The organism is Algoriphagus sp. AGSA1 (assembly GCF_021390545.1).
Classification (GTDB): domain Bacteria; phylum Bacteroidota; class Bacteroidia; order Cytophagales; family Cyclobacteriaceae; genus Algoriphagus.
The window spans coordinates 226,861-249,698 of sequence record NZ_JAJUWR010000003.1; the positions used below are offsets into that span (position 1 = coordinate 226,861).

Genomic DNA, 22,838 nt, shown 5'->3' on the forward strand with positions numbered 1-22,838 from the left:
AAACATTAGGATTAAAAATTCTAAGTAATACACAAAATGAAAAATATATTCAATAACAAATTTGTCCTGATTGCTGTCACTTTGCTGATCGGACTGACCATAGGTTGGCTACTTAAGCCTGCTCCTTCTCCAAAACTAGAAGCCGATGAACATGAGCATGTCGAGTCGATCGCTGGAATCCCTATTACCTACACTTGCTCCATGCACCCTCAAATCCGACAGAATGAGCCAGGTGATTGTCCAATCTGCGGAATGGACCTAATCCCATTGGAGAATGATAATGCTGATGCTGATCCTATGGCTGTAACCATGTCTCCTACTGCAATGCAACTTGCAGGGGTACAATCAATCCTAGTTGGTAATGCTGATGCTGGAAAGTCAATTCGTCTGAACGGAAAAATTCAAGCTGATGAACGTCAGAATTATACACAATCAGCGCATATACCGGGAAGGATTGAAGAATTGTCTGTAAACTTCACCGGTGAATATGTAAAAAAAGGCCAGGTATTAGGCCAAATTTATTCACCGGAATTGGCTACCGCCCAAGAAGAACTTTTTCAGGCACAGAAGATCAAGGATTCCCAACCTGCGCTTTTCAATGCAGCCAAAGAAAAACTTAAAAATTGGAAACTGACTGATTCCCAGATAGCACAAATTCTTGCTACAGGAAAAGTAACCGAGCAACTACCAATTTTAGCGAATGTATCAGGATATGTCACTGATAAAATGGTGAATCTGGGCGACTATGTGAGCAAAGGGGAACCTATATATCAAATTGCTGATCTCAGCAAAGTCTGGGTATTATTTGACGTCTATGAATCAGAATTGCAATGGGTGAAAAAAGGTGATCAAATCGAATTTACTGTTCAGTCCCTTCCTGGTGAGACTTTCACCGGAAAACTCAGCTACATCGACCCGATGATCAACCCTCAGACAAGAGTAGCAAAAGCAAGGCTGGAAGTGAGTAATTCTAACCTGAAATTCAAGCCTGAAATGTTTGTATCCGGGAAAGTGGAAAGTAACGGTAAGTCTATAGATAACAGCATCATAGTTCCAAAAACGGCTGTGATGTGGACAGGAACGAGATCTGTGGTTTATGTGAAGAATGTTTCAGATCAAGCAGTAAGTTTTAAGCTTCGGGAAGTAACTCTTGGCGCATCTTTGGGCTCAGAATATGTCATTACTTCAGGTTTAGAATCAGGAGAAGAAATCGCAGTAAATGGCACATTCAGCATTGATGCTGCCGCTCAACTTGCGGGGAAACCGAGTATGATGTCTCCTGATGGAGGAGCTGCAATGACTGGACACAATCATGGTGGAATGCCTGGAATGAAAATGGAAACTACTAATCACTCATCGCCAAGTGCGGTAGTGTTAACGCCCCAAGCTAAAGATGAGCTGAAGCTGATTTTTGACAGCTATTTCGAATTAAAAAATGCTTTGACCAAAGATGATCTGTCCATTGCCAAAGTTAGCGCTGCTACAATGCTTGCTTCAGTGGAAAAAGTAAATATGTCCGAGTTCAAAGGAGATGCCCATATGGAATGGATGAAATACGAAAAAAACATTAAAGTCGATTTGGTTAAAATCAAGAGTGCTAAATCACTGGAAGATATCCGAAATTCATTTCTTTCTATCTCAGATGAAATGGTTGGTTTGGCCGAAAATTTCACGCCTTTGGCTTCCAAAATTTATGTGCAGCATTGTCCAATGGCAGATTCCAACAAAGGTGCTGATTGGCTGAGTCTGGAGGAAAAAGTTATGAACCCATACTTTGGAAAAGGTATGCTCTCCTGTGGAGAAGTCACCAAAACAATTCAATAATAAAAACGCCCAACTATATGAAAATCAAACTATTATTACTAGCCTTATTTGCGACTACAGCCTGCAATCCAAAAAATAAAGAAAACCATGAAATGGATCACATGGACCATCAAATGGAATCAGAATCTCATGAAATTCATGAGGCGAAGCCCGCGGAAGTACCCAAAAGCCCCCGAACTTCAGCTATGGCCATGACAGGTGGTAATCATATTCATATTGATTACAGTGCCCCAAGTGTAAGAGGGAGACAGATTTTTGGCGGGCTTGTGGCTTATAATGAAGTCTGGGTGACAGGTGCCCACAAAGCTACCAAGATCAAATTTGACAAAGATGTGATCATAAACGGCGAAACGATAAAGGCTGGCCAATATGGGCTTTTTACCATCCCAGGAAAAGAGGAATGGACAATAATACTGAATCAGGATTGGGACATGCATTTGGCAGATAACTATAATGCTTCCAATGATCTGATCAGGATCAATGTAAAACCGGAAAAATTAAATGAAACTGTGGAAGCGCTGACTTTCGAAGTCAAAGAAAAAGATGCCAAAACAACTACAGTCGCAATTTCATGGGACAAGACTAAGGTCTCGTTTGAAGCAGTGAACGCTGAATAATGAGAAAAAACAATCAATATTATGCACGGAGAATCCATAGATTTCTAGGTGTATTTATAGGAATCCAATTTATCTTTTGGACTATTTCCGGGCTATACTTCAGTTGGACAGATATCGATGAAATACATGGAGATCATTTTCGTAATGATCATATGATGCATGAAAATGCTAGCGAACTAATCGACATCAATCAGCTCGATTCCACCCTAAAGATCTCAACCCTAGAACTTAGATTTGTAAATCATGAACCCTACTATTGGGTGAATGAAAGCAAGCTATTTGATGCCAAATCAGGAAAGCTTCATTCAGAGATTTCTGAGGCTGAAGCACGAGAAATCGCTCAAATTTATATCAAAGAAAATCTCCAAATCAGGGAAGTTAATTACCTGACTGATGCTGGGGCTCATCACGAATACCGAGGTACATCGCTTCCTGCATGGGCAATACATTTCGATACCTCTGAAAATCTGGTAGCATATGTAGATGCTAAGAGTGGCCAGTTTACCAAAGTCAGGCACCGAGCTTGGCGTTGGTTTGACTTTCTTTGGATGTTCCACACTATGGACTATGCGGGGAGAGACAACTTCAACAACCTCCTCTTAAGGATATTTTCTCTTGCTGGGTTAGCGGCTGTAGGGTCAGGTTTCACTTTATTCATTATGACTCTTAAGAAAAAAAGGCAATCTAAAAAATAGAATTCTCCATGTTGAGTAAAGTTTATTAAAATTATATAACTCCCTATTTGCTCAATTTCAAAATTCTGAATGCACCCTGGACCACCAAAACAAAAACTACTCCTCCAATGATCAAATCTGGAAGACTGGAATTCAACCAGTTGACCAAAAGAGCAGCTACTATAACGCCTAAGTTTATGATTACATCATTGGAGGTGAAAATCATACTTGCCTTCATGTGAGCATCTTCTTTACTTTTTGACCTTTGTAAAAGGTAAAGACAAAGAGCATTAGCGAGTAGTGCAAAAATTGAAACTATAAGCATAGTTGAAAAGTTGGGAACTTCTTCCATCCCGAAAAACCTACTTAACACTTCTGAAAAACCTATTAGAGCAAGTACAATTTGAAAATACCCCGCAAGTTTTGAAATTCGTTTTTTCTTCCGAATAGTCCCTCCCACCGCAAATATACTAATGCCATACACTAAGCTATCTGCAAGCATATCTAAACTGTCCGCAACCAACCCCATGGATTTGGAAAATATTCCTGTAGCCATTTCGATAAGAAAAAAAACGAAGTTGATTGCAAGTACATACCAGAGGAGCCTTTTCTGGTTGGAATCCTCAAGGAAATCAGTCTGGTTAGTAAGTTCTGTGGATAGTTTCCTACTTCCCAAATTCAATTCATAAATTGACTTTTCAATCTGTTCTATTTCCCCCATATGAAAGACAATCAATCTTCTGTTGGGTATATCAAACTCCAGGTTTTTAACAGAAGTAATTCCATCCAACTTTATCCGAATCAGATTTTCCTCGGAAGGACAATCCATCTGTTTTATTTCAAATAGTGACTTCTCCATTTAGTAAAATAATTATATGATTATCCGCTACTTTGCCAGTAGGGTTGAATTCCCGCAATTATCAGTCGGTCAAAGAGTCTTTCACCAAAATATCTACGGTTGAGCTTGTAGCAAAACTCGTCAATATAATTTTGGAGCTTTCTTTCCGAGATCATTCTATACTTTCTAAGATCGCTTTTTAGGTTGCTGATTGCAGTATGGGCCCATTTCAGGTTGAACTTCCCCTCTTTGGTAGAGGATAATTCGGTTACATGGACATCCACGAAATCTTCAAACTTAGCGTAAGTAGTGCTGTCATCGGTCTGTAGCACAGCGTCTTTGTTGATAAAATCCTTGATCAGTTTCTCGGCTGTTTTAGACTTTAAATCTTCGATCTTCTTCATCTTAAAGTATCGGCAGCTTTTGGTCAATTCCTTTGTTTTAAAGTCTTCCAGAACCGTTGATTCAGCCATCACGGCCACTGTAGCCTTCTGTTGGGTACCCCTTCCGCGGTTCAGATCTTTCTTTTTTCCTGCTGGGGTTGCCTTGGTTACATAGGCCTCATCGTACTCTACCATATCTTCCAGCTTATATTCATTGTCTCTTTTGCCCATAATAACGCGGATCTTGTGGCATAAATCGAACACAGTTTGGTAACGGCTAAAACCCATCTGCCTCTGGAGTTCAAGTGCTGTAAACCCCTGCTTGGTCGCACTGATAAAGGTAATTGCCATCAGCCATTTCCGTAGCGTTAAATTACTGTTTTCCATTACAGTACCGCTTTTTAGGCTGGTACGGAATTCACAGCTTTTACACTGAAACATGTTTTTACTGTGAAGCCAATAGTGATCTTTACCCATACATTTCTTGCAGACTACCCCTTCTTGCTCTCTTTTGGCTTTGAAATAGAAAATACAAGATTCTTCATCAGGGAAACGCTCTTCAAACTTTAAAATATTCATGGTCTAAACCGTTGTTTTGACCAAATAACTCCGCTTTTGCCTGACAACCAACCGATTGTCACCAACTGTCAGTATGTAATTTGGCTACTGGCAGAATTCCGTATATTCATAATAATTAAACGGCTGCTCATTCATTCAATATTATCAATTCCTTTCGTAGCCAAGCAGTCTCAATGCATTTACTACAACTACAATGGTAGAACCTTCATGAATCAATACAGCAACTCCAATAGATGCGAATCCAAAAATTGTAGCAGGTATTAAAAGTCCCACTATACCTAAACTGATCCACAGATTTTGTTTGATAATCCCTTTAGCCTTTCTACTCAGTCCAATTGCAAAAGGTAATATTTCCAACTTATCAGCCATTAAAGCTATATCGGCAGTCTCCAGAGCTACATCAGACCCTGCTGCCCCCATTGCAATACCAACAGTACTAGCTGCCATAGCCGGAGCATCATTCACCCCATCACCTACCATAGCTATCTTGGATTCTGACTGCTTTAATTGCTTGATAGCCTCAACCTTTTCTTCAGGCAACAGACTTCCTTTTGCCCCCGTCAATCCAACCTCTTGGGCTATCGCATCTGCTACTTTCTGATTGTCCCCGCTGAGCATAATCATCTTTTTAATCCCAATTTCCTTGAGCGCCGCAAGGGTGGACTTTGCCGCAGCTCTTGGAGTATCCATTAACCCGATGATACCAATATAAGTATCGTTTTTCCTCACCAGTATGGTTGTGTTCCCATTGGATTCCAAAGATTCTATTTTCTCGATAATTTCTTGTGAGGGTTTGTTATCATTCAGCGCTTCGTACAAATCCAGATTGCCAATATAAATTTTATCTGCTCCCACATTTGCCTTTATGCCCTTGCCAAGAACGGCTTCCAATGAATCCGCCTCTGGGATTTTCTTTCCTTCCATCCTTTCTTTACCGTCTCTCACCACGGCTTTCGCCAAGGGGTGATCACTTAGCCCTTCCACCGCAACTGCGGTTCCCAGCAACTCGTCTTCTGAAATACTATTCCATGCGATTACCACTGTGATTTTTGGTTTTCCCTCTGTCAAAGTTCCCGTTTTATCAAATGCAATTGCGGTTAGAACTCCCAAATCTTCCAGTGGTCTTCCTCCCTTAATCAAAACTCCTTTTTTTGCTGCCCGGGCAACGCCACTCAATACCGCACTAGGTGTTGCAATTGCTAGCGCACACGGACTTGCTGCCACCAAAACTGCCATTGCGCGATAAAAACTATCACTAAAAGGCTCATCCAACACCAAAAAGGCAAAGCACAGTAGTACTACCAATACCAGAACCGATGGGACAAAATACTTCTCAAATTTATCGGTCAGCAGTTGAGTGGGTGATTTCTGCGCTTTGGCTTCATTGACTAAGGTAATTAACCTGGAAACAGTAGAGTCTTCTGCAATTTTCAACACCTTAATTTCCAAGGTGCCGTTTCCGTTGATCGTTCCTGAATATGCCCTGTTTTCCTGAGGCACATTATCTAGGGAAATATGCTGTTCATCCTGTTCTTTTATAGCTTCCTTGTCCACAGGTATACTTTCACCAGTAATAGGAGATTGGTCCACAGCACTACTTCCCTTTACAATAACCCCATCTGCCGCAATTCTGGAATTAGGCTTAACAATGATGATATCATCGACCTCCAACTCTTCAATTCCCACTTCCACCGAACTGCCTTCAGTTTTCTTTAAGGCGGTTTTTGGTGCAAGAGTTGCAAGTGATTCAATGGACTTATGCGCTTTTCCCATAGCGTAATGTTCCAATGAATGCCCAAGACTAAATAGAAACAGCAACAATGCACCTTCTGCCCATTCTCCCAGGATCGCAGCACCTATGGCTGCGACCAACATGAGAAAATCAATTTCAAAACCTCCCTTTAATATGGTTTCTATCGCCTCTTTCGCGGTATAGAAGCCCCCAAAAAAATAGGCTCCTATATACATGGCAAGACTTACCCATTGAGGCACATCTTCTAAAAAACTCAGGCCAAACCCAATTCCCAAAAGAGCTCCACAGCAAATGGAGAAAATCAATTCACTATTCTTTCCGAATATCCCAGAGTGTTCCACTTTTTCCTGTTCCATAGGTTTTCTATTTAAGTTTCATGTTAGTAGTGTTTTTCACAAAATGATTAATGGTGCCCGCCTTCTTCTTCACTATTCTTTGCCTTTGAAAGTAAGGTAAATGCTCCCTTTGTCACCAGTTTAATATCCTGATAGACAAGACTGGAATCCAAAAGGGTCACCTGCGTAAATCCGTCCTCCTTATTACCCATTTCTACTTCTATCATTTCATAGTCATATGCGGGCTCTCCATTCTCGTCCCGTTGCCCCAAGTAAGAAAAAATGAAATGCTTCTCCCCAAATCTTACCACCGCATCATCTGGTGCTACCAAGACTTCTTCGCTTGCAGTTTCTATTTTTGCTGTCACATACATCCCTGGGAGCAAATCGGTGTTTTTACTGTCAAAATGCCCATGAACAGTCACCGACCTATCTTTTCGAACTCCCTTACCAACCAAAAACACATGGGCTTCTCTCCATTCATCATTCGTATTGGCGAGATTGAATTTGATGCGCTGATCTTTCTTGATTTTTGGGATGTCATTTTCATAGACAGAAAGCTCCACATGGAGATCATCTGAATTCGTTAAATCCATGATTACATCCTGTGGGTTTACATATTTGCCAATATTGGTATATACATCCAGCACAGCTCCAGCCACAGGAGAGTAAATATTCACGACAGATTTGATTTCCCCGGACTCCACTTTCTCCGGATCAAAGCCAATCATGGTCAACTTGGCTTTGGAGGTTCTGATTCTAGCTTCATTGGCCAGAAAATTACTTTTGGATTCTTCAAATGTCTTTCCGGATGCCACTTGCTCACTGTACAATTTCTCCTGGCGTTCATATTCAGACTTCAGATAAGAACTGTTTGCCAGGCTTTCCAAATAATCCTGTTGAAACTGAATGAATTCAGGATTTTCTATTGTCACGAGTAGTTGGCCTTTTTTCACTTCATCCCCAGGAAGGAGTGTAGTATTCTTCACAAATCCCCCATAAGGCATTGTGATGGAAATATTATTTTGAGGCGGAACGTCTATCACCCCGTTGACCATCAGTTCGCTGCCAATTTCCCTAAATTCCAGCTTGCCTAGCTCAATCCCGGTGACATCAAATTGTGCCTGACTCAGTTCGACCCTAGATTCATTTTCCTCATGATCCCCCTGAATTTCAATGCTGTCAACCTTAGACCCACAGGACGTGGCAATTCCAAGAACAAGTAATGTGAAGAGACTATTTATGATATATTTTTTCATCTGTTTATAGTTTGATTTGCTATGGTTATATGAATCTCGCATTCCTTAATCACCTTAGAATCTGACTTTTTATTCATGCTTGATTTCATATTATTTCCGTTTGATCGGTTTTAGTTGATACCCGATAAGAATTCGATTTGAATAAGTGTTTGATTGGATTTGTCCAGTAAATCCAGATAGTTGAAGTACACATTCAAGCTTCTATTGAGTCCTTGTGTGTATTCCACATAGCCAATTTCACCACTTTGGAAACCTCTCTGGGATTGTTTTAGGATAAGCTCTGCTTGAGGAAGAGCACTATCTTCATAAAAATCCAAACTGGTCTGGAATTTTTGGTACTCGAGAAGTAAAGAGGTGAATCGGTTTTCGAGCTCATTGGTGAATGCTGTTTCTTGTTCCTCTGCTTCAGCAATCCGAATTGATTTTGATTTAATAATCGCTGATTGTGACTTCAAACTGAAAATAGGAATGGCTAAACCCACCTGAAATCCATCAAAGCGGTCTTTTGAGCTGTAAACTACAGGGTCTCCAGACATGGTTTGACCTGGCCCATTGAAGGACTGATTAAAATACCCTAGTTTGATGTCCGGCATCAACCGAGATTTTTCGACTGACTTTTCCTTTTCTGCAATGGCAATTTGCTGCTGAACCCAGGCTAATGTAGGGTTGTCGGCGATACTATTCTGGTCCAGAGAAAGCTGAGGTGAATTTTCCTTCAATCCTCCCATTTCAGGCTCAATCGTAACTTCAGCATTGATAAGCATCCTCAACCGTTTGGTATTGATCTCCACATCGGCATTGTTCTGAGCTATCATAGCCTGGATCTCAGCCACCTGGGTCTCTGCGGTTGCCTTTTCCAAAAGATTGGTTTCACCAGACTCAAACCTCAAGGAAGCTGCAGATGCAAACCGGTCATAAATACTGTCTTGCCTGGCAAGTAATTTCCCTTTTTCCCTTGCAGTCCACAACGCATACCAAGTGGATTTCACGGATCTGATCAATTCATTTTTACTCATCTCCACTGCCAACTCACCAGAAACTATTTTAGATTCAGCCAATCCATTTTGTCGGCTATAGGTGGTCGGAAACTCAAAAGTCTGGGAAACCGAAAACCGGCTGTCGTTGGTGAAGGCACTGTTTGTTTGGCCATATTCCATGTCCACAGCTGTTTTCCCAATATTCCAGCTTGCCCCTTTTAATGCCCGCTGTTGTTCCAATCTAAGTCCTTCAGCTTTGACACTTGGATTGTTTTCCAAAGCCAGTTCTATTGCCTGATCCAGGGAAGTAACATGCATTGGAGTTTGTGCATAGGAAGATAAATTTCCTAAGGCCAAGAATCCAATCACCAGTAACCCTACAGTGCCTTTGGGTCTTCTCAAACCTCTTTCGAAATAATAGTATAATATAGGTAAGACAACCAAAGTCAGGATGGTGGCCGTGATCAGTCCACCGATCACTACGGTAGCCAGTGGTTTTTGAACTTCCGCTCCACTTGAAGATGAAAGTGCCATTGGCAAAAAGCCCAAAGATGCCACGGAAGCAGTCATAATTACGGGTCTTAACCGGGTTCTAGTTCCCGAATAGATCCTTTCAAATATGTCGGTGACCCCTTCCTTTTTCAGGTGGTTAAATTCAGCAATCAGAACTATACCATTAAGTACAGCTACGCCAAACAGTGCAATAAACCCAATTCCTGCAGATATACTAAAAGGCATTCCCCGTAAGGTCAAAGCGAAAATCCCTCCGATGGCGGAAAGAGGGATAGCCGTAAAGATCAAAATACTCTGTTTGATAGAACCGAATGTGAAGAACAGCAAGACAAAAATCAATAACAAGGCCAGCGGAACTGCAATCCCCAGTCTGGCTTTAGCTTCAACCAAATTTTCGAATTGGCCTCCGAATGTCACAAAATAACCCGTTTCAAATGTTACAGCATTTTCAATTTTGGACTCTATTTCATTAACTATGCTTTCTACATCCCGATTTCTCACATTGAATGCGACTACAATTCTCCGCTGGGTATCATCCCGCTGGATTTGATAGGGGCCTTCTTTTACTGAAACTTCAGCTACTTGGTATAGCGGGATCTGCTCTCCGTTAGCCCGGGCGATAAAAAGATTCTGAACATCCTCAATATCATTTCTTTTAGTCTGATCGAGTCTTATTACCAGATCAAACCGTTTTTCCCCCTCATAAACCTTCCCGGCTGAAGCACCTGCAAATGCTGCCTGTATAGACCGATTCACTTCTTTTATACTTAGTCCATATTTAGCCAGTTGAGCCCTTTTGTAATCAATGACTATCTGTGGCACTCCCGTCACTTCCTCTATATAAATATCTTCCGCTCCTTCTACACCTCGTGCTATCTGTCCTATCTGGTTGGCGTATTCAGATAGTTTTTCAAGGTCTTCTCCATAAATTTTGACAGCCACATCCTGACGCACCCCAGACATTAATTCATTGAAGCGCATTTGTATGGGTTGTTGAAATCCAAAGTTGACCCCTGGCAAAACTTCCAAAGCTTCAGACATCTTATTTGCCAAATCTTCCCTGTTGGTAGCTGAAGTCCACTCACTTTTATCCTTTAAGACAATCATCATATCCGCAGCTTCAACTGGCATGGGATCCGTTGGAATTTCACCTGCCCCGATTTTAGATACAACTTCCACTACCTCTGGAAATTGGTCCAAAAGAATCTTCTCTGCCTGGGTTGTAGCCTTCATGGTATTCTGAAGGGAAGAACCAGTGACCACCCGCGTTTCCACAGCAAAATCCCCCTCTTCCAGAGTAGGTATAAATTCTCCACCCATACGGGAAAAAACCCAACCTGAAACAATCAATAAAACCAAGGCTACACTAATGACTATTCCCCTATGATGCATAGCCCATCGAATGGAAGGGTCGTAGAAGCGATGGAAAAATCCCATGATTTTATCAGAAATATTAGGCTTGTCACTGATCTTCTTGCTTAGAAAAAGTGCAGAGATCATGGGCACGTAAGTAAGCGAGAGTATAAATGCACCAAGAATAGCAAAAGCCACTGTTTGCGCCATTGGTCTGAACATCTTACCCTCAGTTCCAACCAATGCTAAAATTGGTAGATATACGATAAGAATTATAATCTCCCCAAACGCAGCTGAATTTCGGATTTTACTTGCAGAAAGAAACACCTCTTCGTCCATCTCCAGCTGTGTCAGCTTTGTTTTCCTTTTCACCAAACCTAAATGATGCATGGTTGCCTCAACTATAATGACGGCTCCATCTACAATTAATCCAAAATCAATTGCCCCTAAACTCATCAGGTTACCAGACACCCCGAATAGATTCATGAGTGAGAAAGCAAAAAGCAGGGCAAGTGGAATTACCGAAGCCACTATCAGCCCTGCTCTCAAATTGCCAAGCAAAAGCAGCAAAACAAAAATGACAATCAAGGCGCCCTCAATCAGATTTTTACTAACTGTGCCAATGGCATTGTCCACAAGTTTGGATCGATCCAAAAAAGGCTCTAAAGTCACCCCTTCGGGCAATGTTTCTTTAATTTCTTCGATTTTTGATTTGACGTTATCAATAACCTCTGCCGAATTTTCACCTTTCAGCATCATTACAATCGCACTGACTACTTCACCTTCACCATTCCTGGTGGTAGACCCATAGCGCACAGCATTACCAAGCTGTACTTTTGCGACATCTTTAATGAGAACTGGAATCCCATTTTCATTTACCCGTACGGGGATATTATTGATATCCTCAAAAGAACCTACCAAGCCTTCACTTCGAATAAATAAAGCAGTTAGATCCTTCTCAATATAGGCTCCACCGGTATTTTCATTATTATCTTCAAGCGCCTGGAAAATATCAGCAATTGATACATTCAAAGATTTGAGCCGATCAGGCTCTATGGCGATTTCATATTGTTTGAGATACCCTCCAAAGCTGCTCACATCAGCTACCCCTGGCGTACCAAGTAGCTGCCTTCTGACTATCCAATCCTGAATAGTTCTAAGTTCACGTGCATCATATTTGTCTTCATAGCCAGGTTCTACACCAACTACATATTGGTAAATTTCCCCTAACCCTGTGGTAATCGGAGCCATCCCCGGAGCTCCTATCCCCGGAGGTATTTGTTCTTTGACTTCGGACATGCGTTCATTTACCTGTTGTCTGGCCCAATAGACATCCACATTCTCCTTAAACACAATGGTAACAACTGACAACCCGAAACGCGAAAAGCTTCTGATTTCTTCAATGTCAGGAATAGTGGCCATCGTGATTTCGATGGGAAATGTGATTAAACGCTCTACTTCTTCAGCCGCCAATGACGGGGAAGTAGTGATTACTTGTACTTGATTATTGGTAATATCAGGAACTGCATCAATGGGAAGTTGGGTAAGTGAATACCCGCCCACAATGACTAATCCTATGGTAAGTAGCCCGATTATCAGTTTATTTTTAACTGAGAACCGGATTATATTATCCAGCATAAGGAATTAAGTTTTATGAATTAAAATGGAAGTGGGCAGATTTGCCCAAAGAAAAAAGCACTCACAGCAATCCTAAACAGGAATATCAAGTATTCTGATCAGGATAAATTGCTACGAAATGAAATGAGGGAATTAGCCCCGAGGAGGCTGAAAAAGTTCACCTAAAACCGGTGAGGTAAAAAGGAAATTATAATAGCTTTCTGCTTGTACCTTCTCAGTAAAAGACTGAGGTACTACAAATTCAGCAATGGAGGAGAAATAGATTGAAGGGTGGGAACAGGTATGATTTCCGTGAAATGGTAAATTCTCATGATTTTCTTCGTCATGACCTGTATTATCATTCCCGTGATCTATGTAATCTTCAACGACGAAGTCTAATACTGAATCACCATGCTCCTTCTGATGCTCTCCAAAATGTGAAAACAAGAAGGGAAGCTTTTGTATCTGACAGCATAAATCCAAATTCATCGACAACATCCCCAAAAGGAGTAGCGCAATAAATGATTTATTTCCAAGCCGTTTCATATTTGCAAAGCTACAAAATAAAGTAGTGCAAGGCTATTGCAGAAAATTCTATAGTAAAATCCAAGTATCCTTTTGGGATGTTTTAATAAGCAGATGAGCATGAATTTCTGATTTGTTGTAAACTGGCTCCAATAGTTAGAAAAAGGGTGTTTCTGCATTAAATCAACTGTCTATCTTTAGAGTTTTACTCCCACTTCTTCGAGGTAAAAAAAACATAAGAATAGCCTATTCAGTTATCACATACTTCACAGTCAGATTTTCCGACAAGCTGATTTTTTTCATTGACCTGATATTTACAACAGATCCTGAATCTTTCCTTTAATATCTCCTTTGCCCTCCTAATCCTACCTTTGGTGGATGCCAAACTGATCCCTAGAAGATTTGCAGTTTCCTGTTGGGACTTTCCTTCCAAATAGACCAGCTGGACAGGAGTTTGGTAAAGTTTAGGGAGCTCATCAATAAACCGGTCCAGACAACAGGGAGTTTCCACATTAGTCTCGGAAATTGGTTCCTCTACAGGCTGGGAATCACGTGAATTGAAATAGTTGGCTATTTCATTTCTGGTAATCTGGAATATCCAGCCCTTGAGTTTACTCCTGTCCTTTAGCTGATACTTTTTTTCATGGATTTTCAGGAAAGTAGTCTGTAGAATATCCTTTGTTGCCACCTCATCTTTCACCCTTTTTAGGATAAAGAAGAATAGGGTTGAATAATATTTCTGATAAATTTCTTCGGAATCCATAGACAGTAAATTAGAAATTAATCCTGAGATTGTTCCTTTTAATTACAGCAGGAGCAGGTTTCACAATTACATTTTTCACAGGGACAATTGCTCTTTGAGCAATCCACACAATTGCATTGATCACAGGAACAGGATGTACAGGTACAAGAATTCATATTTTAATTGTTTTGGTTCACTTAGTAGACCAGAAAGTGGGGAAAAGGATACATTTTTTATAAATAATTTTTGGAAACCTTTTTCTCTCAAGGGTTGCGTCCTTCAAATTCAGTGACGCATACATCATTCAGGCATGTGTTCTTATGAAGACTGCCAAAAAATGATATTTCAGAATTCGTATGGTTCGTACAGTCCGTACCCCTGGAAATGTACGAGAAATACGAGGCAGAAATTCGAATCAATTCCAATGTATTTAATGAGGTTAAATATCACTCGAATTAAAAAGCGAAGACCGACATAATGGAAATAATAATATGATTCCATTTACGCTCAAAAAATTCTTTACTTTAGTCTATTAAGCCATTGAATGTAAACATTACTATTGCCCTATTCCCACATCGAATAATTAAGAGTGATTTTTAATTACCCTTCCTAATCACCAAATGCTTCTTCCCTGGATCATTCAATAACTTTCCCATTTCAGCCTGAATAATATCCTGCACATCCTGCTTGATCTGCAAATAATTTCGCTGCACGATAGCATTGTCCCGCTTTCGGATTTCAGGAATGGGCTGGTAGTTATCCTGCTCCTTTTTCAATGCCTTATGATCGTTAATAATTTCAGAATGAAATGCTTTTAGGCTCAGTTTACAATCTGGATTATCTGCTACCATCCCTACAAATTCACCCGATGAAAGAGAGGATATGGTAGAAGGTGGAACAGCAGACTCCAACTGTTTTGATCGACTGACAGAAGTATCTGCACTGTTTATGGAAAGGCTCTGCCTGTCCTGCATGATCTTCCCTATCCTATCTGATAATTGTTTGGCAGAATCCCCGTTTACCTGTCCAGAAACTATGTTACCAACTATGCCCATAATCACATCTGCAAGATCCCGCCCATAGTCTTTTCGTAGCTGGCTGAGATCCTGAACTCCCAAAGTAGTGGCAACCTTATTACTTCTAGCAGTGGCAATTAAACTGTCCATCCCATTCAAATAGATGGTCGGAAATTCATCAAAAATCAGACTGCTTTTCAGCTTACCTTTCTGGTTTACCAGCTTCACCAGACGGTTTACATACAATGAAAGTACAGCTCCATAGATCTGGATCTTCTGAGGATTGTTTCCCATGCAGACCAGCTTTGGCTCTTCTGGGTTATTGATATCCAGCGTAAAATCATTACCGGAAAGCACATAATACAGCTGGGAAGAAGATAGTCTTGCCATGGATATTTTGGCCGAAGCGATTTGTCCCTCCAACTGCTCCATCACATCATTCAGGTAGGCATTTACAAAAGGATTGATCAGCACATCAATATCCTTTTCAGTTCGCAGAACCGTAAACAACTCATCGTAATCAGCCTGCATCAACTCAATCACATGAGGTAATGTACAGAATTCTCCACCGTTGTATTTTCTCAAAAACCAGATGATGGCGGTCAGGAAATTGATCGGTGATTCCACAAAAAAGTCTCCCTGTTTTTTGATCCATTCCCTATTCAAACCCATCAATATTGTTCGGGCTGATTCTGCTGCATCGGTGATATCCAGCATGGTTTCAGGAGCCAAAGGATTACAGCGATGGCTTCGGGTAAGGTCATCAAAGTTGATAACATAGAATGCTGGAACTACATTATAACTAGCCTTATTTTTAAGCCAGGTATTATAAACGATGGATGACAGATCATCGAATTTAAAGTCATACACAAACATGGAAAAGCCCTTTTTGATGTGCTGTGTGATCACATGACGAATGACAAAATAGCTTTTCCCGGAACCCGGTGTACCCAACACCATCAGGCCACGAAAAGGATTGATAATATTGATCCAGCTGTCTCTAACCTTTCCTTTCAGTTTATATTTTGCAGGTAGATTGACTGAGAATTCATTTTCTAGCAGCCGTTCCTCCTGAGGAAAGGTCTCATTTTTTGAATTGAAAACATCACTACTAAGTTTGTCATAAATAATTCTCGAGAGCTTTGTTCCACCCGAAAGTATAAGCAAAAAACCTAAGGAGGTAACTGTCATGTAGGTAATCGAAATCCATTCTATTGGCGCTTCCCACAGCATCAAGACGTAACTGCCTGAATAAAATACCAGGCCCAAAACGCCATAAACCGATGCTGTTTTGGCATTCATCTTTTCATTCTTCCTACCCTTGATTCCCAAAAGTGAGATCGAAAGCAAGGCAATCGCAATAAGCTTGGAGGCATAAAAATCCTCAAAGAGACCGGTACTTATAACATTCTCTAATACTCCATCAGTCAGGTCTGAAACCAGTCCCCAATCTTTGAAAGTAGCATAGCAATAGTAATAAAAATGCAGTCCCAAAACCCCAACCCCCATTAGGCGGGTCATGTCCAAAATCTTGCGTAATCCCTGCTCGTTTTCTCCAGTTTGCATCCCCATCCCCTCCTAGCTTATTCCTGTTATTTTACCTGCTTTCTCTTTTTCCGTTTCTTCTTCCGCCATTCAAATGGCAGGTAACTATACGTCTCCATCGGTGTAATCACTTCATCAAACAAACCTCTTGAAGAGCTATTTGAACTTCTGGTCTCCTTACCAATAACTGGTAGAATTAGTCGCTGATCTCTTGGATTTTCCTGTGCCTGACTTGTAGATTTGATGTATGATTTGGGAGTGACCGTGCCATTTTTTTGATTATTTCCTATTCGATCCAACAATCCATTCACACTGTATTTTTTACCCAGTGCACTTCCGTTAAACACACATTTGGTTCGGTGGTCAACAAAAGTAATCCCATACATCCGACCTTCTTGATTCTCCCGTTTGACCGTGACAATGCCCTGCTTCTCCAGGCTTTTTATTACCTCATCCAAACTGCTTTTATGCATCTTCAATACAGTCAGATCAATTGCTGAGCGAATGGAATTGATATATTTCTTACGTTCTGTTTTATTGAATTCAAACTTTGATTCTATGGCATTAAGTGTAGCACGAAAATGAAAACTGCTTGCCTTTACAGGTACCCCAACTTTATTTCCTTGTCCATCCAACACCCGGTAAATCAGTCCTCTATTTTTGAAAATTCGTGATTCTTCTGTCCCACGGTCAGCCAAAATCCGATAGCCTTTCAATAACGCATTTAGTTCAGGCAAGGAAGTGTAACTGTAGTTGTTTAACACATGTTGCAATACATTTCCAATGGCTCGCTTAGTCTCAGATTTACCATAGTCCAGTTTGGAAATCGACACAGGCTTTGCTATAAAAAGTCCCTGTTTCTGCGACTCGGCTGGCACCAAACCAAACTGTTTTTCGATGGCTTTTCGGGTCGGTTCAGACTTGAGTTTTCCGATATTATGGAGAGCAATCCGCTTTCCATCCAAGCCAATATTCGTAGTGATTATATGCAGATGGGGGTGACCTGCATCGGTGTGTTTATACACCAGATAGGGTTGGTCTTCAAACCCAATCCCATGCATGTATTCCTTGGCAATCTTTCGTAATTTTTCTTTTTCAAAATCCTCTCCAGGAGCAAAATTGAGAGAAATATGCACTGAATTCACTGAAGTTTTGGAGTTCAATTCAGTCAGTTTAAGCATGTATTTCAGACGAATATCTGCTGACTTGACCGCTTCCTCAACCGGATAGTTCTGGGTCAAAAGCAATTCAGCCACTCCTTGTTCTACCTTATTTTCATTGTAGTGGAATGGTCGTCTTAAAGAAGCGCTGGTCTTTATGATTGCAACCATTTCGCTGCTGATTGATTGATAAAAAGGGTAACCGATTCCAGTGAATCTTCAATCACCCGCTGTAATATCTTTCCCTCAGAAAGGTGAATTTTTAGTTCATTTCCAGCAGTTGAATTTATCTTTTTCACCAACTGATTATAGTTGGTAGCAACACCATGCAAGTCTCTCCTCAGCGATGTTAACTCGGCCAAAAGTTCCTGCATTCCGGTATCCTTATACCTCCCGATTATAGGCTTTTTCAAAAGCAATCTCCTGGCATATTCACTCAGGCTATCCTGAACTGTCTGCTCAAATTCTACTTGGATTTTCTCATATTCCTGGAGTGTCAGTCTAACATGCAGCCATTTGTTTCTCTTGTTTTCTACCTTCATCACGATCCTTATTCACTGTTCAACATCTTTACAAATTCCAACCCCACGACTTCGGAGTAAGGGGTTCAAGATCCGGTTGTGATACAACCGTACATCTTGCCGATTTCAGAGGACACAGGAAATCCCGTTAGCTTTTTAAGGTTTTTGAAGCTTTGGAAAAATCTCTGGTCCATTTCAAAATCCCAGTCGGTAGGTGATACAAGTATAAAAAGTGCTTGGATCATTTACCTATCCTGATCAATTTCTAAATAGGCTCATTTCATTGATAGACAGTAGTTTTAGGAAAACATTATTTCCAACTCAAAACTAATAAAACATGGCGAACTCATCTCTTGAAACAATTTACGATACCCTACTTGCCGTTCCAGGCATGAATGACACAGTAAAAATCGATCTGAAAATTCCCCGCAAAACCGTGTTGTTACTAAGTGAAGTAATCACACGTGGAATGGAACAAAAATCTGAACCCGGTAAAAACCCTATTCGCATATCAAAAGAATCAGAAGAAGAGCTGAATACAATTATCTCCGATAGCTTGGAGAAAGCGGGACTAACTACCCTAAGTTCCAAACTTAAAAGGCTGACAAGTCAATGCTAGGAGAAACAGGCTACTTATTGCTAAAAAATACAGAAAGGTTAGGTATCATTACAATGATCAAACCTACCTTATACAAATCGATCCATGGACGCAGGGAATGAATCGGTTTGTAAAGGGTAGATCAATCTTTTACCATAGCCCTTTTCCGCAGGAACAAGGAAGTGGGCTGTGGGATCTTCTTGACTTTTTTCTGTTTTATCAGAGTCTTGAATTTTATACTTACCTCTGTCAATCAGATAAATGCTCCATAAAAATATAATCAGCATTCCCAAGATCATCATTGGAATACTCACAAACATCATAAAACCTTCAACCATAGAACTTAAAACTGCTTTGCTATATCTGGAATAATATTGCAAGCCTCCAGGTCCTCGCCGGTAAAACCTCCTACGATTCACCCATACCCTCAACGCAAAGCCTCCTCCCAAAAGACAAATTCCTACCGATACAATAAATAAATTTTCCCAAAACATAATTTGTCCTATTGATATCCCATATCCGTATCATCCATCCGCTTCACCAAGCTTTCCTTCAGACCATCCAAAAAGATTGTTCTCCCTTTTTTTCTGCCCCTCATGCTCTGGAATGTGCGGTAGAAATTCCCAACTTTCACATGAAAGATTTTCTCCAGAATCGATATGATCATCTTCACATCACTCTTTCCGTGATTTACAGAGCCTCTTGAATGCAGCGCATAAGCCAATTCAATCAATGCAGACTTTGAGTCCGTCCATTCATGGTTTGAATTTTTGTCCCCACTTTTACCTAGCCCCAATTCTAATTTTATTAACTGTTCTTGCATATATTCAATCAGACTTTCATAAGCCATTATTTTGGCCAACTTACTGCTGTTCACTGTAGAAAACTCCGGGTCAAAATCAAAGGAATAATCTGGGATAAATGAAACAGGGAGAGAATTTCTTAAAAACAGCTGTTCGTCCTGGTCACTCCTATCCAACTGATGGTAGATATAGAGCTGATGGTTTCTAGCAAAAAAATCCTGAATCTGATCCATTACATGATGATAATACGACTTGATAAGCTCTTTCTTTCCTATAGGTCTTCTTGATTCAATGTAGGTAAGCTCAGAATAAAATATTAGTTCTTTATAAAATAGAGGTTTGTACTCCTTAAAGAACTTTATCTCCTCGGTACTATCAGCAAATTGATATCCCCCCATAAACAATTTAAGTTTGAGTAAAATAGCATGGACAGCTCTTCCACTTTTCTCAGCTTTTTGTATTTCGCTTGAAGTTTCTTTCGCCACCTCTTTCAGTGACAACTCCATCTCCTCAAAAAGCTTTTCTACAAATGCTTTCATATCCTCCTTATTTATTTCCAGAACTCTGATTGCCTCTCAACTCATTCAGTGCCTTTTTTTAATCCTAATACGTAGGGAATGATTACTACTTCGCAGCTTCAAAACTACTCATATAAGCCTCCAGACTTTCTTTGCACTTGTCGAGAAATACAGTCCTATTTTTCTTACGCGTCTTAATTTCCAGGAAGGTTCTATAATACCCTTGCAGTTCCCTACCGAATACTTCTGCCAGAATGGTTGCCAATTCCGTAACACTGGCATTTCCGTAATTTATTGCATTTGAAGTTTTCAGGGCATATACCAATTCCACCAAGTCCGCCTTTTTCCCAGTCCAAAGCAATTGGGGATTTTTACCTTCATTAACTGGGCTCTTGGCGTCATGTAAGAACAATAGTTGATCATGGATATAGCCTGCCAATGAAAGAGTGCCCATGATCCTGGCACAATACAAAGTATAGACAGTACAATATCTGGTATCCAGGGTATGCCAGAATAAATTCGGCTTATATACTGGCGCCTGAGCACTTCTTAAGAAAAAAACCTTGTCCTGGTTCTCTTTTCTCATTAGGAGATAATTGTAAAGGTTCTGGTTGCTTTGTAAGAACTCCTGTACACTCAGCAATTCCTTTTCGTAGAATTTTCTGATTTCATGTTCCGACCCAGCCGGTTTGACAGACTCCATATTGAAAAGCTCGGAGAAATAGACAGACTCCCTTAGGAGGTAGGTCATATGGTGTTTGAAGAATTCTATCTCCTCAGTATCAGACGCAAATTCGTATTTATCCATGAACAGTTTGATCTTATCCAAAGCCCTATCCACTAGGTGAAAGGCAGATTCAAATTGGATGAGCTTGTTTTCTCCATCCATTTTCAAAACCTCCAGATCATTTTTCAGTCTGGAGATTATCTGGTCCGAAAACGCGAGAATGCTCATAAATTAGAATTTTAAGTGAAGAATCAACTCTTCCTGTAGCGTGGAGAAATCGAAAGTGACCAATGCACTGAACCTGCAATCTTGTATTTGATCTGCTTGAGGTATTTCAGTATACCACTGTTTTCAGGCTTGTATTCCTCTCTCCATCTTCTTTCCAGCACCATAAATTCCTCCAGTGTTTCCGCATGCAGGTTCAAAATTTCCTGCTGGGCCTCTTTGAAACTCATTCCTTTATGTTGCATCAATAATGCCACGGCATTCATAAAATCACCTCTATCAGTTTCTTTTTGGTAAGATATCAAGTCGTTGGATAAGTAGATCAGCTTGGCAGCCTGCACACGGAGATCGGATGTTTCTTTCCAATCAAAAGAATCACTTGAAAAATTCTCACTTGATTCAAAGGCACAAAGGGCCAAGGCTAGATTTCCTCCTGAAAAAGCTGGCCTGATATCCTGGTATTCTTCCCAACTAGGCAGAGTCTTTTTGTCCTTAAATTCCGCTTCAATTTTATTCTTCTGCATATAATTCAGAACCTCAGAAAAAATCAGCCCCTTGAGTTCTTTATTGCCCGAAACCAACCCATCGAATTCTGTGGCCAGATCACTAAAAGCATTAAGGAAAAGGGATATGCGATCAGGATAAAATCCCAATGGTTTACCCTCCATGACGTTTACAACCCCGGATAGAAGATAATTCCAAAAATCGGCCTTCTGTCCAATATGCAAATCATCTGTCATATCATCCATATAAAACAGCCAGAGGTAGAGCTTGGAAATCCAAACCCCTCTTTCAATATCAATTTCCGGATACAGGCAGGAGGACAGGTAGCTGAATTTCTGATTTTTGTAGTAAGCCACCTCTTCCTTACTCCTTAGGATTGAATGAAAGTGAAATGCCCATGATGCTGTTTGATCTTCGATGTCAGCTGCATCAGTGTGGACATAGGCAGGAAATGGATAGTGTAGCAATTTTCCAAGTTTTCCACTTTTATCAGCAGGTTTTTTACCAGTGGACTCTTTCTTAATACGTGCTGCTGTAGCGTAGCTTACCCCCAGAAGGCTCGCCTTTTCATTATTGGTCAGATCATAGGTGAACTTGGGGAACTTCTCTTCAATCACCTTGAGTTTGTCCCGGTAGTTCATCTGGGTAAATGCATGCCATTCCACATCAGAATGTCGGACTTTTGCAATCTGGGATTTTGAAAAGTCTGTGAACTCAGGTATTTCCTTCAGCAATAGCGTTTCATTTGGGTAGGAAAGGCTTATATAAAAAGATTCTCCCAAAGACCTAAAGCGATATTTACTGGGTATCTGTGTTTGATAGGATTCAAAATCCATAAAGACATCACCCGGAAAGTAGAGTCTGGACAACTTACCCATATAGTACATCCCGATCATTCCTTCCACCAGAAACCTGGATTCGGTTTCCACAGTACCGGCATGACGGATGGTAGCTTTTCGTTTAGCATTCCTTATTTCCAGAAATTCACCTACTTTTTCAAAAGCATTATCACTCACTTTACCTTCCAGTCCGAAAAGTTTCTTTAAAAACGTTGGATCCAAATCATACCCATTCATGATGATGACTGTTTAGATTACACAGTACTTCCGATAACAAAACTCCTTGCCAGAGCTTACATTTAAATTGCCTTTACAGTTGGAGATCCAACTGCCGAACTTGCTTAGTTCTATTATTCACTAAAAAAACAGTAGTCCAGTTTAAAATTCCGACAT

General features: G+C 40.5%; 18 protein-coding genes. 4 read left to right on the forward strand and 14 right to left on the reverse strand.

Annotation, left to right across the window (positions count from 1 at the left end; all coding sequences use genetic code 11):
• The first annotated feature begins 36 nt into the window (after window positions 1-36).
• Genes LZF95_RS03150 through LZF95_RS03160 form a run of 3 tightly spaced genes read left to right on the forward strand, consistent with a single transcriptional unit; the run spans window position 37 to window position 3,136 of the window.
• Window positions 37-1,824 (forward strand): efflux RND transporter periplasmic adaptor subunit, encoded by a 1,788-nt coding sequence (locus LZF95_RS03150; protein ID WP_233753537.1) that lies wholly within the window; start codon window positions 37-39, stop codon window positions 1,822-1,824.
• Window positions 1,825-1,841: 17 nt separating this feature from the next.
• Window positions 1,842-2,441, forward strand: a complete 600-nt coding sequence (locus tag LZF95_RS03155) for a DUF2911 domain-containing protein (RefSeq protein WP_233753538.1) — start codon at window positions 1,842-1,844, stop codon at window positions 2,439-2,441.
• Window positions 2,441-3,136, forward strand: a complete 696-nt coding sequence (locus LZF95_RS03160; protein WP_192085334.1) for a PepSY domain-containing protein — start codon at window positions 2,441-2,443, stop codon at window positions 3,134-3,136. Before LZF95_RS03155 ends, LZF95_RS03160 begins: the two co-directional genes overlap by 1 nt.
• A gap of 43 nt (window positions 3,137-3,179) precedes the next feature.
• Here the strand turns inward: LZF95_RS03160 and LZF95_RS03165 are convergent, their stop codons facing one another.
• The 10 genes from LZF95_RS03165 to LZF95_RS03210 form a co-directional block, all read right to left on the reverse strand.
• Window positions 3,180-3,974 (reverse strand): cation transporter, encoded by a 795-nt coding sequence (locus LZF95_RS03165; protein WP_111612294.1) that lies wholly within the window; start codon window positions 3,972-3,974, stop codon window positions 3,180-3,182.
• Window positions 3,975-3,994: 20 nt separating this feature from the next.
• Complete coding sequence (locus LZF95_RS03170) at window positions 3,995-4,915, reverse strand: IS1595 family transposase (RefSeq protein ID WP_233753539.1); 921 nt, start codon at window positions 4,913-4,915, stop codon at window positions 3,995-3,997.
• 144 nt (window positions 4,916-5,059) lie between these two features.
• Window positions 5,060-7,024 (reverse strand): heavy metal translocating P-type ATPase, encoded by a 1,965-nt coding sequence (locus LZF95_RS03175; RefSeq protein ID WP_233753540.1) that lies wholly within the window; start codon window positions 7,022-7,024, stop codon window positions 5,060-5,062.
• Window positions 7,025-7,071: 47 nt separating this feature from the next.
• The gene (locus tag LZF95_RS03180) at window positions 7,072-8,262 is read right to left on the reverse strand and encodes an efflux RND transporter periplasmic adaptor subunit (RefSeq protein WP_111612296.1); all 1,191 of its coding nucleotides are present in this window, start codon (window positions 8,260-8,262) and stop codon (window positions 7,072-7,074) included.
• 110 nt (window positions 8,263-8,372) lie between these two features.
• Window positions 8,373-12,743: a CusA/CzcA family heavy metal efflux RND transporter gene (locus tag LZF95_RS03185; RefSeq protein WP_233753541.1), complete on the reverse strand. Its 4,371-nt coding sequence runs from the start codon at window positions 12,741-12,743 to the stop codon at window positions 8,373-8,375.
• 132 nt (window positions 12,744-12,875) lie between these two features.
• Window positions 12,876-13,268, reverse strand: coding sequence for a hypothetical protein (locus tag LZF95_RS03190; RefSeq protein WP_111612298.1), 393 nt, complete (start codon window positions 13,266-13,268; stop codon window positions 12,876-12,878).
• Window positions 13,269-13,497: 229 nt separating this feature from the next.
• Window positions 13,498-14,010 carry a sigma-70 family RNA polymerase sigma factor gene (locus LZF95_RS03195; RefSeq protein ID WP_233753542.1) on the reverse strand — a complete coding sequence of 171 codons (513 nt, stop codon included), beginning with the start codon at window positions 14,008-14,010 and terminating at the stop codon, window positions 13,498-13,500.
• A gap of 575 nt (window positions 14,011-14,585) precedes the next feature.
• Window positions 14,586-16,577, reverse strand: a complete 1,992-nt coding sequence (gene mobC, locus LZF95_RS03200; protein WP_233753543.1) for a conjugal transfer protein MobC — start codon at window positions 16,575-16,577, stop codon at window positions 14,586-14,588.
• 20 nt (window positions 16,578-16,597) lie between these two features.
• Complete coding sequence (locus LZF95_RS03205) at window positions 16,598-17,881, reverse strand: relaxase/mobilization nuclease domain-containing protein (protein ID WP_233753544.1); 1,284 nt, start codon at window positions 17,879-17,881, stop codon at window positions 16,598-16,600.
• Window positions 17,866-18,252, reverse strand: a complete 387-nt coding sequence (locus LZF95_RS03210) for a hypothetical protein (RefSeq protein WP_233753545.1) — start codon at window positions 18,250-18,252, stop codon at window positions 17,866-17,868. Before LZF95_RS03210 ends, LZF95_RS03205 begins: the two co-directional genes overlap by 16 nt.
• 316 nt (window positions 18,253-18,568) lie before the next feature.
• On the opposite strand from LZF95_RS03210, the gene LZF95_RS03215 reads away from it, so the two are divergent.
• A complete protein-coding gene (locus LZF95_RS03215; RefSeq protein WP_233753546.1) occupies window positions 18,569-18,850 on the forward strand; it encodes a hypothetical protein in 282 nt (93 codons plus the stop codon).
• Window positions 18,851-18,918: 68 nt separating this feature from the next.
• On the opposite strand, the gene LZF95_RS03220 is transcribed toward LZF95_RS03215, so the two are convergent.
• The 4 genes from LZF95_RS03220 to LZF95_RS03235 all read right to left on the reverse strand — a co-directional run bounded on the left by LZF95_RS03220 (window position 18,919) and on the right by LZF95_RS03235 (window position 22,682).
• Entirely contained in the window at window positions 18,919-19,323 is a 405-nt protein-coding gene (locus LZF95_RS03220) for a hypothetical protein (RefSeq protein ID WP_233753547.1), read from the reverse strand.
• A gap of 8 nt (window positions 19,324-19,331) precedes the next feature.
• Window positions 19,332-20,171: an RteC domain-containing protein gene (locus tag LZF95_RS03225; protein WP_111612304.1), complete on the reverse strand. Its 840-nt coding sequence runs from the start codon at window positions 20,169-20,171 to the stop codon at window positions 19,332-19,334.
• Window positions 20,172-20,256: 85 nt separating this feature from the next.
• Window positions 20,257-21,105, reverse strand: coding sequence for an RteC domain-containing protein (locus tag LZF95_RS03230; protein WP_111612305.1), 849 nt, complete (start codon window positions 21,103-21,105; stop codon window positions 20,257-20,259).
• A 23-nt stretch (window positions 21,106-21,128) separates the two neighbouring features.
• Window positions 21,129-22,682, reverse strand: coding sequence for a terpene synthase family protein (locus LZF95_RS03235; RefSeq protein ID WP_233753548.1), 1,554 nt, complete (start codon window positions 22,680-22,682; stop codon window positions 21,129-21,131).
• Window positions 22,683-22,838: the final 156 nt, after the last annotated feature.

Bases quoted from the DNA above. Each gene is read 5' to 3' on its own strand.
- LZF95_RS03150 (WP_233753537.1), top strand. From the start codon at position 37: ATGAAAAATATATTCAATAACAAATTTGTCCTGATTGCTGTCACTTTG.
- LZF95_RS03155 (WP_233753538.1), top strand. From the start codon at position 1,842: ATGAAAATCAAACTATTATTACTAGCCTTATTTGCGACTACAGCCTGC.
- LZF95_RS03160 (WP_192085334.1), top strand. From the start codon at position 2,441: ATGAGAAAAAACAATCAATATTATGCACGGAGAATCCATAGATTTCTA.
- LZF95_RS03165 (WP_111612294.1), bottom strand. From the start codon at position 3,974: ATGGAGAAGTCACTATTTGAAATAAAACAGATGGATTGTCCTTCCGAG.
- LZF95_RS03170 (WP_233753539.1), bottom strand. From the start codon at position 4,915: ATGAATATTTTAAAGTTTGAAGAGCGTTTCCCTGATGAAGAATCTTGT.
- LZF95_RS03175 (WP_233753540.1), bottom strand. From the start codon at position 7,024: ATGGAACAGGAAAAAGTGGAACACTCTGGGATATTCGGAAAGAATAGT.
- LZF95_RS03180 (WP_111612296.1), bottom strand. From the start codon at position 8,262: ATGAAAAAATATATCATAAATAGTCTCTTCACATTACTTGTTCTTGGA.
- LZF95_RS03185 (WP_233753541.1), bottom strand. From the start codon at position 12,743: ATGCTGGATAATATAATCCGGTTCTCAGTTAAAAATAAACTGATAATC.
- LZF95_RS03190 (WP_111612298.1), bottom strand. From the start codon at position 13,268: ATGAAACGGCTTGGAAATAAATCATTTATTGCGCTACTCCTTTTGGGG.
- LZF95_RS03195 (WP_233753542.1), bottom strand. From the start codon at position 14,010: ATGGATTCCGAAGAAATTTATCAGAAATATTATTCAACCCTATTCTTC.
- mobC (WP_233753543.1), bottom strand. From the start codon at position 16,577: ATGGGGATGCAAACTGGAGAAAACGAGCAGGGATTACGCAAGATTTTG.
- LZF95_RS03205 (WP_233753544.1), bottom strand. From the start codon at position 17,881: ATGGTTGCAATCATAAAGACCAGCGCTTCTTTAAGACGACCATTCCAC.
- LZF95_RS03210 (WP_233753545.1), bottom strand. From the start codon at position 18,252: ATGAAGGTAGAAAACAAGAGAAACAAATGGCTGCATGTTAGACTGACA.
- LZF95_RS03215 (WP_233753546.1), top strand. From the start codon at position 18,569: ATGGCGAACTCATCTCTTGAAACAATTTACGATACCCTACTTGCCGTT.
- LZF95_RS03220 (WP_233753547.1), bottom strand. From the start codon at position 19,323: ATGTTTTGGGAAAATTTATTTATTGTATCGGTAGGAATTTGTCTTTTG.
- LZF95_RS03225 (WP_111612304.1), bottom strand. From the start codon at position 20,171: ATGAAAGCATTTGTAGAAAAGCTTTTTGAGGAGATGGAGTTGTCACTG.
- LZF95_RS03230 (WP_111612305.1), bottom strand. From the start codon at position 21,105: ATGAGCATTCTCGCGTTTTCGGACCAGATAATCTCCAGACTGAAAAAT.
- LZF95_RS03235 (WP_233753548.1), bottom strand. From the start codon at position 22,682: ATGAATGGGTATGATTTGGATCCAACGTTTTTAAAGAAACTTTTCGGA.